The organism is Flavobacterium lipolyticum, assembly GCF_020905335.1.
Classification (GTDB): domain Bacteria; phylum Bacteroidota; class Bacteroidia; order Flavobacteriales; family Flavobacteriaceae; genus Flavobacterium; species Flavobacterium lipolyticum.
On the sequence record NZ_JAJJMN010000001.1, the window covers coordinates 2,092,839 to 2,109,312 of the forward strand.

The 16,474-nt window shown below is 35.5% G+C and carries 18 protein-coding genes; 2 read left to right on the forward strand and 16 right to left on the reverse strand.

The window, feature by feature from the left end; translation table 11 throughout:
* Positions 1-6 precede the first annotated feature (6 nt).
* The 15 genes from nuoK to aspS form a co-directional block, all read right to left on the reverse strand.
* The gene (gene nuoK, locus LNQ34_RS09280) at positions 7-327 is read right to left on the reverse strand and encodes an NADH-quinone oxidoreductase subunit NuoK (RefSeq protein ID WP_017494599.1); all 321 of its coding nucleotides are present in this window, start codon (positions 325-327) and stop codon (positions 7-9) included.
* Complete coding sequence (locus LNQ34_RS09285; RefSeq protein ID WP_017494600.1) at positions 327-866, reverse strand: NADH-quinone oxidoreductase subunit J family protein; 540 nt, start codon at positions 864-866, stop codon at positions 327-329. The genes nuoK and LNQ34_RS09285 overlap by 1 nt, the downstream gene beginning before the upstream one ends.
* Positions 867-1,412: a NuoI/complex I 23 kDa subunit family protein gene (locus tag LNQ34_RS09290; protein ID WP_026109775.1), complete on the reverse strand. Its 546-nt coding sequence runs from the start codon at positions 1,410-1,412 to the stop codon at positions 867-869.
* A 159-nt stretch (positions 1,413-1,571) separates the two neighbouring features.
* Positions 1,572-2,624 (reverse strand): NADH-quinone oxidoreductase subunit NuoH, encoded by a 1,053-nt coding sequence (nuoH, locus tag LNQ34_RS09295; protein ID WP_202701598.1) that lies wholly within the window; start codon positions 2,622-2,624, stop codon positions 1,572-1,574.
* A 3-nt stretch (positions 2,625-2,627) separates the two neighbouring features.
* Positions 2,628-3,659 carry an NADH-quinone oxidoreductase subunit G gene (locus LNQ34_RS09300; protein ID WP_173965355.1) on the reverse strand — a complete coding sequence of 344 codons (1,032 nt, stop codon included), beginning with the start codon at positions 3,657-3,659 and terminating at the stop codon, positions 2,628-2,630.
* An 85-nt stretch (positions 3,660-3,744) separates the two neighbouring features.
* Positions 3,745-5,112: an NADH-quinone oxidoreductase subunit NuoF gene (gene nuoF, locus LNQ34_RS09305; RefSeq protein ID WP_229999385.1), complete on the reverse strand. Its 1,368-nt coding sequence runs from the start codon at positions 5,110-5,112 to the stop codon at positions 3,745-3,747.
* Between the two features lies 1 nt (position 5,113).
* Positions 5,114-5,788: a DUF3226 domain-containing protein gene (locus LNQ34_RS09310; RefSeq protein WP_229999386.1), complete on the reverse strand. Its 675-nt coding sequence runs from the start codon at positions 5,786-5,788 to the stop codon at positions 5,114-5,116.
* A complete protein-coding gene (locus tag LNQ34_RS09315; protein WP_229999388.1) occupies positions 5,781-6,923 on the reverse strand; it encodes an AAA family ATPase in 1,143 nt (380 codons plus the stop codon). The genes LNQ34_RS09310 and LNQ34_RS09315 overlap by 8 nt, the downstream gene beginning before the upstream one ends.
* 2 nt (positions 6,924-6,925) lie before the next feature.
* Positions 6,926-7,456, reverse strand: a complete 531-nt coding sequence (locus LNQ34_RS09320; protein ID WP_202701601.1) for a complex I 24 kDa subunit family protein — start codon at positions 7,454-7,456, stop codon at positions 6,926-6,928.
* 149 nt (positions 7,457-7,605) lie between these two features.
* Positions 7,606-8,844, reverse strand: coding sequence for an NADH-quinone oxidoreductase subunit D (locus LNQ34_RS09325; protein WP_202701602.1), 1,239 nt, complete (start codon positions 8,842-8,844; stop codon positions 7,606-7,608).
* Between the two features lie 24 nt (positions 8,845-8,868).
* Positions 8,869-9,390, reverse strand: a complete 522-nt coding sequence (locus LNQ34_RS09330; protein WP_017494607.1) for an NADH-quinone oxidoreductase subunit C — start codon at positions 9,388-9,390, stop codon at positions 8,869-8,871.
* A gap of 1 nt (position 9,391) precedes the next feature.
* Entirely contained in the window at positions 9,392-9,940 is a 549-nt protein-coding gene (locus LNQ34_RS09335; protein ID WP_017494608.1) for an NADH-quinone oxidoreductase subunit B, read from the reverse strand.
* Positions 9,941-10,099: 159 nt separating this feature from the next.
* On the reverse strand, positions 10,100-10,465 hold the full coding sequence (locus LNQ34_RS09340; RefSeq protein WP_026109777.1) for an NADH-quinone oxidoreductase subunit A: 366 nt from the start codon (positions 10,463-10,465) through the stop codon (positions 10,100-10,102).
* A 241-nt stretch (positions 10,466-10,706) separates the two neighbouring features.
* Positions 10,707-10,901: a cold-shock protein gene (locus LNQ34_RS09345; RefSeq protein WP_007137066.1), complete on the reverse strand. Its 195-nt coding sequence runs from the start codon at positions 10,899-10,901 to the stop codon at positions 10,707-10,709.
* 403 nt (positions 10,902-11,304) lie between these two features.
* Positions 11,305-13,056 carry an aspartate--tRNA ligase gene (gene aspS / locus LNQ34_RS09350; protein ID WP_229999389.1) on the reverse strand — a complete coding sequence of 584 codons (1,752 nt, stop codon included), beginning with the start codon at positions 13,054-13,056 and terminating at the stop codon, positions 11,305-11,307.
* 157 nt (positions 13,057-13,213) lie between these two features.
* Here aspS and LNQ34_RS09355 point away from each other — a divergent pair, with 157 nt between their 5' ends.
* Together LNQ34_RS09355 and LNQ34_RS09360 are read left to right on the forward strand one after the other, a co-directional pair.
* Complete coding sequence (locus LNQ34_RS09355; RefSeq protein ID WP_202701604.1) at positions 13,214-14,209, forward strand: TlpA family protein disulfide reductase; 996 nt, start codon at positions 13,214-13,216, stop codon at positions 14,207-14,209.
* A gap of 209 nt (positions 14,210-14,418) precedes the next feature.
* Positions 14,419-14,766 (forward strand): toxin-antitoxin system YwqK family antitoxin, encoded by a 348-nt coding sequence (locus tag LNQ34_RS09360; protein ID WP_017494612.1) that lies wholly within the window; start codon positions 14,419-14,421, stop codon positions 14,764-14,766.
* A 572-nt stretch (positions 14,767-15,338) separates the two neighbouring features.
* On the opposite strand, the gene LNQ34_RS09365 is transcribed toward LNQ34_RS09360, so the two are convergent.
* Entirely contained in the window at positions 15,339-16,451 is a 1,113-nt protein-coding gene (locus tag LNQ34_RS09365; RefSeq protein WP_229999391.1) for a PepSY-associated TM helix domain-containing protein, read from the reverse strand.
* Between the last annotated feature and the right edge of the window lie 23 nt (positions 16,452-16,474).

Sequence of the window (16,474 nt, forward strand, 5' to 3'; positions counted from 1 at the left end):
TTTTATTTATCCTTTTAAATTTTTTAAATTATCGATACTAATCGAACCTAAATTTCTAAAGATCGAAACTAAAATAGCCAATCCAACTGCGACTTCTGCTGCAGCAACTGCCATCGAAAAGAATACAAAGACTTGTCCCTGCGCGTCCTGATGGTAAGTTGAAAAAGCAACAAATAAAAGGTTAACAGCATTCAACATGATTTCGATAGACATGAAAACGATAATAGCGTTTCGTCTGTACAATACACCAAAAATACCAATACAGAAAAGTACAACACTCAAAAAGATGTAATTTTCAATACCTATTTGATTTAATATATTACCCATTATTTATTTAATTTTTCTTTTTTAGACAATAATACAGTTCCAATCATGGCTACTAAAAGCAAGATCGAAGCAAATTCGAACGGAACCATATATTCGTTCAGTAATATTTTACCCAATACTTTGATTGATTGGAAATCTTCACCCGTTGAGTCGTATTCGCCAACAATTGGTTTAGAGTTGATAAAAATGGCAATTAATACGATGCAGATCAAACAGAAAGAAACAATGGCGCCCAAACGAGTAATTCTGGGACGGTGTACTTCTTTTTGTTCGTTCAGGTTCATCAACATGATCGTAAACAGGAACAGAATCATAATCGCTCCCGAATAGACTATAATGTGTACGATAGCCAAAAATTGAGAGTTTAATAGTAAATAATGACCGGCAATAGAGAAAAAACAAATCACTAAGTAAATAGCACTATGAATTGGGTTTCTGCTAAAAATAGTCAGGAAAGCGGTAATCACCGTAATAAACGCTAAGAAACAAAATATAATTTGTACAGTTGTTGCGTGTGCAAAATCGGGAATATGTATCATTTAGTTAGCATTATTAAGTTGGGCATTTTTGATAGCCACATCAAGAGGCATCACTAATCTGTCTTTTCCAAAAATGAAATCTTCTCTTTCATAGCTTGAAGGTACCAAAACTTTTGAAGTCGTCAGGTAAATGGCGTCTTTCGGGCAGGCTTCTTCACATAAACCACAGAAAATGCAACGTAACATATTGATTTCATAGATTGAAGCATATTTTTCTTCTCTGTACAAATGTTTTTCATCTGCTTTACGCTCAGCGGCTTTCATTGTGATCGCTTCTGCAGGGCATGATAAAGCACATAATCCGCAGGCAGTACAGTTTTCACGACCTTGTTCATCACGTTTCAATTGGTGCTGACCACGATAAACCGGACTCATTTCACGTACTTGTTCAGGATAGTGAATGGTCACCTTTTTTCTGAATAAGTGTTTAAGCGTGATAAACAATCCTTTTACAATCGCCACAAGATACAATCGTTCCATAAAAGTCATCTCCTTGTTAGAGACCACCTTTTTTCTACCCGATAATGATATAGTTTCTATTGACATTTTTTAATGTATGATTTACGATTCACTATTTGTATGATACAAATTAAATCTGTTTTATTTTTCTTTTCAAGCTAATCCTGCTATCCGCTGTATCTTTTGTGTTCGCCGCGGCGGACACAAAAGGATGCCGCTGCTATCAGGGCTAGGGCATTACGGTTTTTAGAATCCTAAAGCTGCTGCGATATCGTGTCTTAATATTACAGCACCCGTAATCATAATGTTAATAATGGAAAGCGGAATTAAAATTCTCCATCCTAAATTCATTAATTGATCGTATCTGAATCTTGGAATCGTCCAACGTACCCACATATAGAAAAAGATGAAGAAGCATATTTTAACAAACAATACCGCGATACCTAAGATATTTCCTGCGTTCACCCCTACATTATCAACCATCCATTGCATTCCGGGATAATTGTATCCACCAAAGAACAATACCGAGATAATAGTGGCTGAGATGAACATACTCGCATATTCAGCAAACAAATAGAATCCCATTTTCATCGATGAATATTCCGTATGGTAACCTCCAATTAATTCGTTTTCACATTCTGCTAAGTCAAAAGGAGTTCTGTTCGTTTCAGCGAAAGAGCAAATTAAGAAGATTAGAAAAGATAACGGCTGGTAAAAAACATTCCAGTTCATTCCTTGTTGTTGTAAGGAAATTTCTTTTAAGCTTAAAGTTCCGGTCATCATCAATAAAGCAATCATCGATAATCCCATGGCAACTTCATAAGAAACCATTTGTGAAGCTGCACGAACAGCTCCCATCAAAGAGAATTTATTGTTAGAAGCCCATCCACCAATCATGATACCATAAACTCCAACAGAAAGAACACCAAAAATATATAATAACGCAATATTGATGTCAGTCGCCTGTAAATAAACATCACGGCCAAAAACATGTAATTTGTCTCCCCAAGGAATAACAGCACTGGTCATTAAAGCCGTACTCATTGCGATTCCGGGCCCTACGATAAATAAAAATTTATTTGGTGTATTGGGGAAAAACTCCTCTTTCGAGAATAATTTCATACCATCTGCAAGAGGTTGTAATAATCCTCCCCATCCGGCACGGTTTGGTCCTACACGGTCCTGTAAAAAAGCAGCAACTTTACGTTCAGCCCAGGTAGAATACATTGCCATAATCATAGTAATCGCAAAAACGACAACAATAACGACACTTTTTTCTATAATAAATGCACTTTCCATTTCTTAAGATTTTTTATCATTAGTAATTAATGGAATTGCTGCCATACTAATTTTTTTACGATCAATATCTCTACCTAAAAGGATATTTTTCTCTGTATCGATTTCAACTTTCTCTAATTTTTGAGTGTAGTTGTTTTGGTTGATTACAGAATCTTTTTCAAATTCTCTTGGTCCTTCAATTACCCAGTCGCTTACATTTTTATGATCGAAACGACAGCTGTTGCAAATGAATTCTTCTACTTCATGGTACTCGTCTTTACGACCGGTAACACGTTGAATTTCTCCTCCAAACATCCATACGGTTGTTTTACCACAACATCCCGGAGTTGTACATTCTCTGTGAGCGTTGAAAGGTTTGTTGAACCATACTCTGGATTTGAAACGGAAAGTTTTATCGGTTAAAGCTCCAACCGGACAAACGTCGATCATGTTTCCTGAGAATTCATTGTCGATTGCTTTAGAAATTCCGGTTGAAATATTAGCATGATCTCCACGGTCTAATACTCCGTGAACTCTGTTGTCTGTCAATTGATCTGCAACTTGTACACATCTTTGACATAAGATACAACGGTTCATATGCAGTTGAATATTCGGACCGATATCTTCCGGTTCGAACGTTCTTTTTTCTTCAATAAAACGTGATTTCGGATTTCCGTGCTCAAAACTTAAGTTCTGAAGATCACATTCTCCTGCCTGATCACAAATAGGACAATCCAGCGGGTGGTTGATCAATAAAAACTCTGTTACCGATTTACGGGCTTCTGTTACACGATCAGAAGATTTACTGTTTACTTCCATTCCGTCCATACATCCTGTTACGCAAGATGCCATTAATTTTGGCATTGGTCTTGGGTCAGCCTCACTACCTTTCGAAACTTCAACTAAACAACAACGGCATTTTCCACCGCTGCCTTTTAATTTTGAGTAATAACACATGGCTGGCGGAACTAAATCTCCACCAATCATACGTGCAGCCTGCAGGATTGTTGTTCCTGGCTCTACGTCTATACTTTGACCGTCTATGGTTACTTTCATCTCTTACTTTTGTTTTTTTAGTTTCAGGTTTTAGGTTCCAGGCTTTCACTTGAAACTAAAAAACTTGAAACTTTAAACTATATTTTTAAACTGTTTGTTTGCCTACTAAATGCTTCACTTGTGAGAAAGGTTCAGCTACAAAGTGATCTCTATTCTTAATTTTTTCCGGGAAACGAACGTGATATTCAAATTCATCTCTAAAGTGGCGAATTGCTGCGGCTACCGGCCATGAGGCTGCGTCACCAAGTGGACAAATCGTATTTCCTTCGATTTTACTTTGAATGCTCCACAATAATTCGATATCCTCTTCACGGCCCTGACCGTTTTCAATTCTCCATAATATTTTTTCTAACCAACCTGTTCCTTCACGGCAAGGCGTACATTGTCCGCAAGATTCATGGTGGTAAAAACGGGCGAAATTCCAGGTATTACGAACCACACAAGCGGTGTCGTTGTACACAATAAATCCTCCGGAACCTAACATTGATCCGGTAGCAAAACCACCATCACTTAAAGATTCGTAAGTCATTAAACGGTCTTCACCGTTTGCTGTTTTAAAAATTAATTCAGCAGGTAAAATTGGCACTGAAGATCCTCCCGGAACAAACGCTTTTAAAGGTCTGCTAGAAGACATTCCCCCTAAGTACTCATCAGAATTCATGAATTCGTCAACACTTAACCCCAATTCAATTTCATAAACTCCCGGGTTTTTAATGTGTCCTGAAGCCGAAATCAATTTAGTTCCTGTAGAACGTCCAATACCTATTTTTGCATAATCGTCACCAGAATTGTTTACGATCCAAGGCACAGTAGCGATAGTTTCTACGTTGTTTACCACTGTTGGATTGGCCCAAAGTCCTGAAACCGCCGGGAAAGGTGGTTTAATACGAGGATTTCCTCTTTTACCTTCCAGAGATTCGATAAGTGCAGTTTCTTCTCCGCAAATATAAGCTCCGGCTCCACAGTGAACGTGTAACTCTAAATCGTAACCTGTACCTAATATGTTTTTTCCTAACCAACCGGCTGCTTTAGCTTCGGCGATGGCTCTTTCTAAAATTTTGAAAACCCACATATATTCTCCACGAATGTAGATATAAGACAGGTTAGCGCCTAAGGCATAACTTGAGGTAATCATTCCTTCAATCAATAGGTGAGGAATAAATTCCATCAAATAACGATCTTTGAAAGTTCCCGGTTCAGACTCGTCGGCATTGCAAACTAAATGTCTTGGTTTTCCTGATTTTTTATCAATAAAACTCCATTTCATTCCAGCAGGGAAACCTGCACCACCACGACCACGTAATCCTGATTTTTTTACTTCTTCAGTAACTTCATCCGGTGTAAGTGTTTTTAAAGCTTTTTCTACAGAGGAATATCCACCATTTTGGCGGTATACTTCGTAGGTTTTAATACCCGGAATGTTGATTTTATCTAATAATATTTTCTGTGACATCTTATTTTAAAAATTGGTCTAAAAATCCTTTTAAAGGCTTTAAATGTTCATTTGTAGTTGTATCTAAATTCCACATTTCTGATAAATACTCATTATTTTTATTCCTTATACTTGAATAAAGATCTTTATATACTATAATTTTCCCCTTCTTACTAGATGGAATTGTTGCGTCGGCATTTCTATCATTTACGATGCAGGAAATAAAATCATCCCAGCATGGGGTTATATTTTTATTAAATGATAATTCTAACAATTGTTCTAAATTATGACTTTCATTATTATTGAAAGGTAGATAAAATCGATTAATTGTGGTTTTTTTTCCATTTAGCCAATCTTGAATATCTTTTTCTTTTTTGGAAATATTATCACTTTTATCTTCATCTGCATCAAATAAAGAGATAAATTTTATGTTTTCATTCTCTGCTTTAAGCTTTATAAAAAAATTTGAATTTATCTGATTTTTTAATTTTGCCCATCCACCAGTATTTTCAGTTTCTGTACTTCCCTTATTTGTGTCAGCAACAACAATTTTTTTGTTACCAACCGTAATTTCATATTCCTTCTCTGTAACATACTTTTGTTTTTTAATGTCAGAGTCACAATAATTTTTTAATATAAAATCTCTAAAGAATGAAACATCATTCTTGTCTTCTACCAAAAGAACTACATCAATCATATATCTTTTCTCCTCTAAATGGTAAATTTTTAATTGAGTACTCTATGTTTTCAAAACCAGAAACAGTTCCAGAGAAAACGGTTTCTTTTGATTGAAAAAGTTCAATTAATCTTATATCGTTTTGAATCGTTTCGTTCAATTCTTTCGAAGCTTGAAAAAAAGCTTCTGAGCATTCTTTAGAATGCGTTGTGGCGAAAAGTTGAATGTTTAATTCCTTACAAAGCTGAATAACAATTTTCCAAAGTTCTACTAGTTTTGTATGGTGAATCCCAGTATCTATTTCGTCAATAATAATTTTATTATAATCGCTGGACAATAATAAAATAGTTATGTAAATACTTCGGACAAATCCTTCTCCGTATTCTCTTATATTGTGAAACTCATCTCTTTCGGTTGTTTTAATCATTAAGCTTTTGAAAGAAAGCAGATTTATTTCTGAACTTTGAAATTCAGTAATTTCTATATTTGGAAATAATTTTAAAATTATCTCTGAAATTTTAACGCCTAAATTTAATTTTACAAAAATCTGCTCATAATGTTTGCCTAAAAACTTTTCTAATTCATCATTAAGCATTAATGAAGGAATACTAGGTATTTTGCTATTTTCGGGTTTGTTGATGAAGTTTTCGTAATAAGTGGATGTTAGGTCTAGTAAAAACTTTACATCATCATTATTTTTAAAAACTATCCAGTTTTTTGATTTCTTTCTTATACCATCATAATCAAATAAACTAACCTTATCTGTGAAATTTTTTAAATCTTCTTTTGAAGTCTTATGTATTTCTTCAAATATGTTTTCAATTGAATATCTGTCCTCATTTATCTGAAAACTGATAGGTCGTTTTTTGTTTTTCTGGTAAAAAGTAAAAGTATTGCTCTCAAAATTTAACTCTTTGTTTTCTTCATTTAAGAGTATGAATAAATTGGGAATTAGTCTTCTTTTAATTAATAATTCATGAAACCAATTGATTGTGTTTTTTGGTCTTTTATCAAACAGCAAAGCCTCCAGTAGACAAGTTTTACCGACATTGTTATCTCCAACAATCAAATTAAATTGCCCAATATCTTGTATCTCAAGAGAGTCAAACTTCTTGAAATTTTCGATTTTGAAATATGTTAAATGATTGTTTTGCACTTTTATTTATCGTGTAATATTATTTTATCCTCTCTGCAATCAGCGATTAACTGATCTATTTTTTCTTCTGTCAATTTTTCTTTGTAGAAATCTCCCAACTGCATCATCGGAGCGTATCCGCAAGCGCCTAAACATTCTACACCGGCAATGGTAAACATTCCATCAGGAGTTGTTTCTCCCATTTTAATGCCTAATTTTTCAGAAGTATAATCCATTAAATTTTCAGCACCGTTTAAACAACAACAAGAAGTCTGGCAAAATTCGAACATGTATTTTCCAATTGGTTTTTGGTTGTACATGGTATAAAAAGTAACCACTTCGTAAACCTCAATTGGTTTGATGTGCAAAATTTCGGCAACTTTATCCTGTAACTCTGTACTCAACCAGTTGTCATGAGCGTCCTGTACTTCGTGCAAAACGGGTAACAAAGCCGATTTTCTTTTGTCCTCAGGATAATGACTGATCAATTCATTGATGCGGGACATCAATGCTTCGGTCATGTTTATTTCTTGTTTGTAATGTTTTCGTTCCATTTTTATTTTAGATTTTAGATTTTGGATTTCAGATTTTTTCAATCTTTGTCCATTAATCCATATTCTGCAATCTTTTTTAATTTTAGATTTCTGATTTTAGATTTTAGATTTTTCAATCTACAACCTGCAATCTAAAATCTACAATATCTTTACGCGTCTAATTCTCCTGCAATTACATTTAAACTGGATAGAATAACAATTGCATCCGAAAGTAAAGATCCTTTAATCATATCCGGATAAGCCTGGTAATAAATAAAACAAGGTCTTCTGAAATGTAATCGGTATGGCGTTCGGCTTCCGTCTGTAACCAAATAGAATCCTATTTCTCCATTTCCTCCTTCAACCGGGTGGTAAATTTCTGCAACCGGTACAGGAACTTCTCCCATTACAATCTTAAAGTGATAAATTAAAGATTCCATCGAAGTGTAAACATCTTCTTTTGGAGGAAGGTAGTAATCCGGAACTTCTGCATGGTATTCGTTTCCTGCCGGCATTTTAGCCAAAGCCTGACGAATAATGCTTAAACTCTCCCAAACTTCAGCATTACGAACACAGAAACGATCATAAGTATCACCTGATTTTCCAACAGGAACAACAAAATCAAAATCTTCGTAAGAGGAGTAAGGTTGTGCTACACGAACGTCATAATCAACTCCTGCAGCGCGTAAGTTTGGACCAGTAAATCCGTAAGCCATTGCCTGTTCTGCTGAGATAGCACCAACGTTTACGGTTCTGTCAAGGAAAATTCTGTTTCTTTCGAATAAGTTAACAAACTCTTGCCAGGCAACAGGGAATTCTTCTAAAAAGACGTCTAGTTTGCGGAAAGCTTCAGGCGACCAGTCTCTTTCGAAACCACCAATTCTTCCCATATTGGTTGTTAAACGAGCTCCACAAATTTCTTCGTAAATCTCATAAACTTTTTCTCTAAATTGAAAAACGTACAAGAAACCAGTATAAGCACCAGTATCTACACCCAGGATTGAGTTACAGATTAAGTGATCTGTAATACGGGCCAGCTCCATTACAATTACTCTAAGGTATTGTGCTCTTTTGGGAACTTCAATGTTTAGTAATTTTTCTAAAGTCATCCACCATCCCATATTGTTAATAGGAGAGGAGCAATAGTTCATACGGTCAGTAAGAGGAGTAATCTGGTAAAAAGGGCGATTTTCAGCAATTTTTTCGAAAGCTCTGTGGATGTAACCGATTGTTGGTTCAGCCTCAAGAATTCTTTCACCATCCATCAACAGGATATTTTGAAAAATACCGTGAGTCGCCGGGTGTGTAGGACCTAAATTAAGTACTGAAAGTTCACTTCCGTCTTCGTTTAGTTTGTCCTTAATTATTTTAGCATATCGATGCTCTGGTGATAATAATAGTTCTGACATTTTATAATGTTGAATTATTTATTTTTAGCAATTTGTTGTTGTTCTTCCAAAGAATCTGTCGTCTTTATCAGTTCTTCCGCTGTCTTCCATTGGGAATTCTTTTCGCATTGGGAAAGACACCATTTCGTCCATATTCAAAATACGTTTCAATTGTGGGTGTCCAATAAAATTGACTCCGAAGAAATCGTATGTTTCTCTTTCCATCCAGTTCGAACTCAAGAAAATATTTGAAATGGTTTTGATCTCCGGTTTTTCACCGTTTAAATATACTTTGATTCGAATACGTTTGTTTTCGTACCAGTTGTGCAAGTGATAAACGATGGCATACTGACGATCCGTTTCGTTGTCCGGATAATGAACACCGCATAAATCGGTTAGAAAGTGGAAGCGTAAATCGGAATCGTTTTTTAAAAATAGAATCAGGGCTGTGATTTTATCAGCGGTAGTTTCCAATGAAAAAATATCTCTTTCCTGTTGAAAGTTAAAAACACTTGTATCAAATGTTTCTGTAAGTTTATCTTGGATCAGGGTATTTTCTAAAGCCATCTTAAGTAATATTATATGAAGCTAGTAATTCTTGGTATTCAGGAGAGCTTCTGCGTCTTACAGATTCGCTTTTTACTAATTCCTGAAGTTTCATTACTCCGTCAACAATTTGTTCAGGTCTTGGAGGACATCCCGGTACATAAACGTCAACCGGAATTACTTTGTCAATTCCTTGTAGAACAGAATAAGTATCGAAGATTCCGCCTGATGAAGCACATGCTCCAACGGCAATTACCCAGCGAGGTTCAGACATTTGTTCGTAAACTTGTCTTAAAATAGGCGCCATTTTTTTTGAAATAGTTCCCATTACCAAAAGCATGTCTGCCTGACGAGGAGAGAAACTCACACGCTCAGAACCAAATCGTGCTAAATCGTAATGTGAAGCCATTGTTGCCATGAATTCGATACCACAGCATGAGGTTGCAAAAGGTAGTGGCCATAGTGAATTGGCTCTTGCCAAACCTACAACATCATTTAGTTTTGTGGCGAAGAAACCTTCACCAGTAACTCCCTCCGGCGGCGCAACCATATTTACATTTGAATCGCTCATTTTTTATTTTAGATTTTAGATTTCTGATTTTAGATTTTTAATTCTGAAACCGAAATCAATATTTTAAAAATCAATATTGTGTTTTGAGAAGTTATCTTTCAAATCTAAAATTTTAAATCAGGTAATCTAAAATCTAAAATCTGAAATCTAAAATCGCATTTATTCCCAGTCTAAAGCTTTCTTTTTGATGATATAAAAGAAACCCACTAAAAGAAGCGACATGAAAACAATCATTTTAAGCATTCCTTCTACACCTAGTTCTTTGAAGTTTACTGCCCATGGGTAAAGGAAAATTACCTCTACGTCAAACAGTACAAATAAAATGGCTACCAGGAAGTATTTTACAGAAAAAGGAATACGTGCGTTTCCAACAGATTCGATACCACATTCGAAGTTTTTATCTTTTACTTCAGAACTTCTTTTTGGACCTAATTTTCCGGAAATAACGATGGTTCCTGCGACAAAACCCACAGCCAAAATGAACTGCATTAAAATAGGAATGTAACTGTATTGATCAGATTGCATAAACTTAGCTTTTTTACTTAAAGAATAAGCCACAAAGATAACTTTCAACTCTGTAAATCACAAGCTAAAAAATGATTTAAGTGTGCCCTGAAACCGGGTTAACAGCTAATTTTTATTGATTATAAATAAGATCCAAGGATTTTAGTATTTTTTTAAGATTTGGGCAAAAAAAAACGTCCCGATACTTCGGGACGTTTTGAAAACCATTCAGAGGCAAAAAAAATAAATTGCTATATTTTTCTTAGATTACTGCTACTTTAGCAGCAACTTTCCCTTTTCTTCCTTCTTCTTCTTCGTAGCTTACACGGTCTCCTTCGCGTAATTCTTCCGCGTTAATTCCTGAAGCGTGAACGAAGATGTCTTTTCCTGTTTCTTCGTCTGTAATGAATCCATAACCTTTAGACTCATTGAAAAATTTTACTGTACCTGTACGCATTGTAATTGTAATAATAATTTATAATAAAGCAAATGTAATATATAAATTCATACAAAAGACATATACCTGTTAAATTTTTGTAAAAATTATTGATTAACAGTCTTTTCGCTATTTATATTGCATCAAATTTGGTATGTGTATACTTTATTTGAGAATCATTAATTATTATAATTAAATGTTAAAAAAGTAGCTTATGTTTTACAAAAATTTTGTATATTAAGCGGAGTTTGTTTTTTTTAGACTTGTTTTTGTGGGAAAAAGCCTGTGTTTACTAGGGTTTTATTTTGTGTTTTAAGATTTTATTAACACGAAAAAAGGGTGAAATGACGTCAAAATGCATAAAAAAACGACAACTGAAACTTTTAGTTGTCGTTTTTTATTTTCTAAAAAAGAGAATAAGAAATTATTTCAAATCCAATTTTATTGCAAGTTCTTTCAATTGTGCTTCATCGATTGCTGCAGGAGCATCGATCATCACATCACGTCCCGAATTGTTTTTAGGGAATGCAATGAAGTCTCTGATGGTTTCCTGACCTCCTAAGATGGCTACTAAACGGTCTAATCCAAAAGCTAAACCTCCGTGTGGCGGTGCTCCAAACTGGAAAGCGTCCATTAAGAAACCAAACTGTGCTTTAGCTTCCTCTTCAGTAAAGCCTAAATATTTGAACATTAATTGCTGTGTTGCTTTATCGTGAATACGAATCGAGCCTCCGCCAATTTCATTTCCGTTTAACACCATATCGTAAGCGTTTGCGCGAACTTTCCCTGGTTCTGTTTCCAGCAGTTGCATGTCTTCCGGTTTTGGAGAGGTAAACGGGTGGTGCATTGCATGGTAACGCCCTGATTCTTCGTCTAATTCCAATAGTGGAAAATCAATTACCCATAATGGTGCAAATTCTTCCGGATTACGCAAGCCTAAACGGGTTGCAAGTTCCATACGAAGTGCGGAAAGCTGTGCACGGGTTTTATTGGCAGGTCCTGAAAGAACAAAAATCATATCTCCCGGTTTTGCTCCTGTGATTTTTGCCCATTGGCCTAAATCATCCTGATCGTAAAATTTATCTACAGAAGATTTGTAAGTTCCGTCGTCGTTGCATTTGGCATACACCATTCCTGATGCTCCAACCTGAGGGCGTTTTACCCAGTCAATTAAGGCATCGATTTCTTTACGGGTATAGTTTCCTGCTCCCGGAACGGCAATACCTACTACTAATTCTGCAGCGTTGAATACCGGAAATTCTTTGTGTTGCGCAAATTCGTTTAATTCACCAAATTCCATTCCGAAACGAATGTCCGGTTTGTCATTTCCATATGTTTTCATAGCATAGTCGTAGGTAATTCTTGGGAATTTGTCTACGTCAATGCCTTTGATTTCTTTTAATAAATGTCTGGTCAGTCCTTCAAAAACATTTAAGATGTCTTCCTGCTCTACAAAGGCCATTTCGCAGTCGATTTGTGTAAACTCAGGCTGACGGTCCGCACGTAAATCCTCGTCACGGAAACATTTTACAATCTGAAAATATTTATCCATTCCACCCACCATCAATAATTGTTTGAAGGTTTGAGGTGATTGTGGCAAGGCATAAAATTGTCCTTCGTTCATACGGCTTGGTACAACGAAATCTCGTGCTCCTTCCGGAGTCGATTTGATAAGATATGGAGTTTCTACTTCGCAGAAATCTAAGTCCGATAAATATTTACGAACTTCCATAGCTACTTTATGACGGAACAATAAACTGTTTTTTACAGGATTTCTTCTGATGTCTAAGTAACGGTATTTCATTCGGATATCTTCACCACCATCCGTTTCGTCTTCGATTGTGAAGGGAGGTGTTAAAGCGGCATTCAGAATAGTTAGTTCCGATACTAAAATTTCGATTTCACCGGTTGGAATATTTTTGTTCTTGGCTTCACGCTCAATTACGGTTCCTTTTACCTGAATTACAAATTCTCTTCCCAATGTTTTGGCAAGTTCAAAAACTGCTTTATTCGTGCGGCTTTCGTCAAAAATAAGTTGTGTAATTCCATAACGGTCACGTAAATCAACCCAATTCATAAATCCTTTATCGCGTGATTTTTGAACCCAACCCGCTAGTGTAACTTCCGTGTTAATATTTGAGGCGTTTAATTCGCCACAATTATGACTTCTATACATGATCAAAATTTTAGACTGCAAAAGTAAACACAAAATTCAAATTAATATAGTAAAGTGATGACTTGATGCTTAGAAATTTGAAATATTTTGTTAATTCTTAAATTTCGAGAGGCTAATTTCGTTAGATTTGGATTACAAAATCTAAACTCCAATTGATATGAACAAATTTTTAATAACCGGTTTGTTGATTTGCAGCACCTTGGGTGTGATCGGTCAGACCAAGAGCCCGATTAAATTCACAGCTAAGATTACGAACCGAAACAGTGATACTTTAGTAATTAAAGGAAAAGATAATTTCAAACAGGTGATTCCAATTAATAAAAAGGGAATTTTTGTGGCTTCTTTTGATGCTCCAAAGGGTTTTTATATGTTTTCGGATGGAACGGAAGGTTCTAATTTGTATTTAAAACCCAATTCGGATGTTAATTTGACAATGGACGCCAAGGAGTTTGACGAAACGATTGTGTACAAAGGAAAAGGGGTTGGCGAAAGTAATTTTCTGGCTCAGCAGGCTTTAAATGATGAAAAGTTTCAGAAGGAAGCTTTTGTTAAGGAAGCTACGGAGTTTGCATCGCTATTGGAAGCAAAGCTGAAAACGGATCTGGCAAGTTTAGAGAAAGGTAATTTCGACGCTGAATTTACGACGGCTTTGAAAAAGAAATTTGAAAGTTTTAATCGTTACGCTAAAGATGACTATGAGAGTGCTGCAAAAGCCAATAAGATGACAGGAACTTTATCTCCTGATTTTGATTACGAAAATCATAAAGGTGGAAAAACGAAGCTTTCTGATTTAAAAGGAAAGTACGTTTATATTGATCTTTGGGCTACCTGGTGTGCGCCATGCAGAGCTGAGATTCCGTATTTACAAAAACTGGAAGAAAAGTATCATGGGAAAAATATTGAGTTCGTGAGTGTATCTGTGGATAAAGCGAAGGATAATGAAAAATGGAAGAAGTTTGTGACGGATAAGAAGCTTGGAGGGATTCAATTGTTTGCGGATAAAGACTGGGAATCAGAGTTTGTAACGAGCTATGGTGTTACCGGAATTCCAAGATTTATTATTGTGGATCCAAGCGGTAAAGTAGTGAGCAGTGATGCAGAAAGACCTTCATCTCCAGAGCTTCAGACGCAATTAGATGCGTTATTAAAGTAACTTACGTTTCAAATTACAAGTTTATAAAAGTTTTATATTTTTTAGGAAATAGCAGTAAAACCAAGGCTTAAGCTTTGGTTTTTTTGTTTTTGAAAAATTTCCAATGTTAAGTTTTTATCCAATGTTACCAAATTGTTAAGTAAAAGTTTTTTTAATGTAAACAATTGATTATATTTGATAAAGATTTGATAACATTAATACCTAAAGATATGAAAAAGTGTGTAATTTTAGTTGCAATATTGTTCTCTGGAATTTTAGTTGCACAAGAGATAAAACCGGAATTGGAAGCTGTTGGAAATAGAGTAAAAGCTACGTATTACTATGAAAATGGTAGTGTTCAACAAGAAGGTTTCTTCAAAGACGGTAAGTTAGATGGTGTTTGGGTATCTTATGATACAAAAGGAAATAAGATGGCTGTTGGAGAATACACTGAAGGAGTAAAAACCGGAAAATGGATTTTCTTCAATGACAAAAATCTTTGCGAAGTAGCGTATGAAAACAGCAAAGTAACATCTGTTAAGAATTTACAGAAAAATGCTTTAGCCAATAGAAATTAATAAGATTTCGAATGATTTATAGAACCGTCTCGTTTTTAACGAGACGGTTTTTTTTATGCCTTGGTATTTCGGTATTTTAGTTTTTTCGGATCAGGTGCAAAAGTTGGGAGTATTGCTCTGAAAGAGCTTAACCAATAGAATGGTGCGCAGCACTATGAGTAATGATAGCGAATATCGGTTACGCCCTGAAAGGGCAGAAGCTTACACGCAAAAAGTTGATTTTATTCTATTTTGAATTATATTTTATAAAAGAGCGGTTTGGTCTTTATTGAAAATTGTAAGGTATAAGTTTGCTTTTGCCCTTTCAGGGCAATTCTACACCTTAGTCTAATTCATAGTGCTGCGCACGATGTTGTTGCTTTTCAGGCTTTCAGCCTTTTTCTTCCCGACTTTTGTTCTTGATCCTTTTTTTACGCAGATTGCTTCGCCAATTCGCTTTCGCTCGGGTTAGCTGATTGTGCTGATTTTTTTGTTTGGTATACTGCAAAATAATCTAAATAAATCTGCTAAATCTGCGGGAGTTTAAAAAAAACTTGTGGATAAATAAGTCAATAAAATTGAGGAGAGTTTTTTTATGCTCTGCTTTTTTTAGATTTTTTATTTCTTCCGTACCAGATGATAAAACCGGTTAAAGGAAGTGCGGCTGCAATTAAGCTTACGATAAAGGCCATAATTTTTCCGGGCAGGTTTAAGATTTGTCCAGTATGGATGCCATAATTCATTTCGACAACCTGTAAACCCAGCGTTTTCTTTTGGAACGGTTCGCTTTGAATCAGTTTTCCAGTGTGAGGATGAAAATAATAGTTGCTTTGATGGTCGTATCGTAAAGCATGCGGATAAGCTCCTGTTTCGATGATATTACCTTTTTGCTGTGGAAAGGTAACAAAATACATTTCGGCATCGGGTTGAAGTTTTGCGGTTGTTGTAAAAGCGCGATCGACAGCAGTAACGGAGTTGCTGTTGAATTTTGTCGTATCGATGACAGGTACTTTTATTTCCAGCGTTTTATCTCCCCCAAAATTGAACGTACTATAGATTCCGTCACTTACCCACTCGTAGGTGAAAGTTAAACCGGTTATGGCAATAATTACGGCAAGAATCGAAATATAAAATCCGGAAGTATTGTGCCAGTCATAATTGACACGTCTCCATTTAGCGGACCATTTTACAGTAAAGCTTCGTTTGAGATCGCTTTTTCGTTTGGGCCACCATTGAATGAGTCCTGAAATTACTAATAAAATGAAGATGATGGTTGCGCTTCCAATGATATGTTTTCCTATATAATCCGGTAAGAGTAAATACAAATGAATGCGTTCGACAATAATAAAAAAGTCGGTATCGGGATCTTCGGTTTTCAGGTGTTTTCCTGTGTAGGGATTGAAGTAGAGGTATCGATTTTCGCTATCAGCATAGGTGTAAACAATTGCAGAACGGTTTTTTCCGTAATACGAAACCATACTTGAGTTGTAATTTGGTAGAATCTCTTTGGCTTTTTCCTTTAATACAGAGGGTAGTACAAAAGGTTTGCTCTGAGGTTCAACGACTCGCCATTCTTTACGGGTGATGTCTTTTATTTCATCATGGAAACAAAAAATACAACCGGTAATACTGATAATAAAAACAATAAGCCCGGAAATTAATCCGAGCCATTTGTGCAGAAATCGTATTTGTGTTTTGAATCCCATTTTATTGTAAAAACGCAAAATTA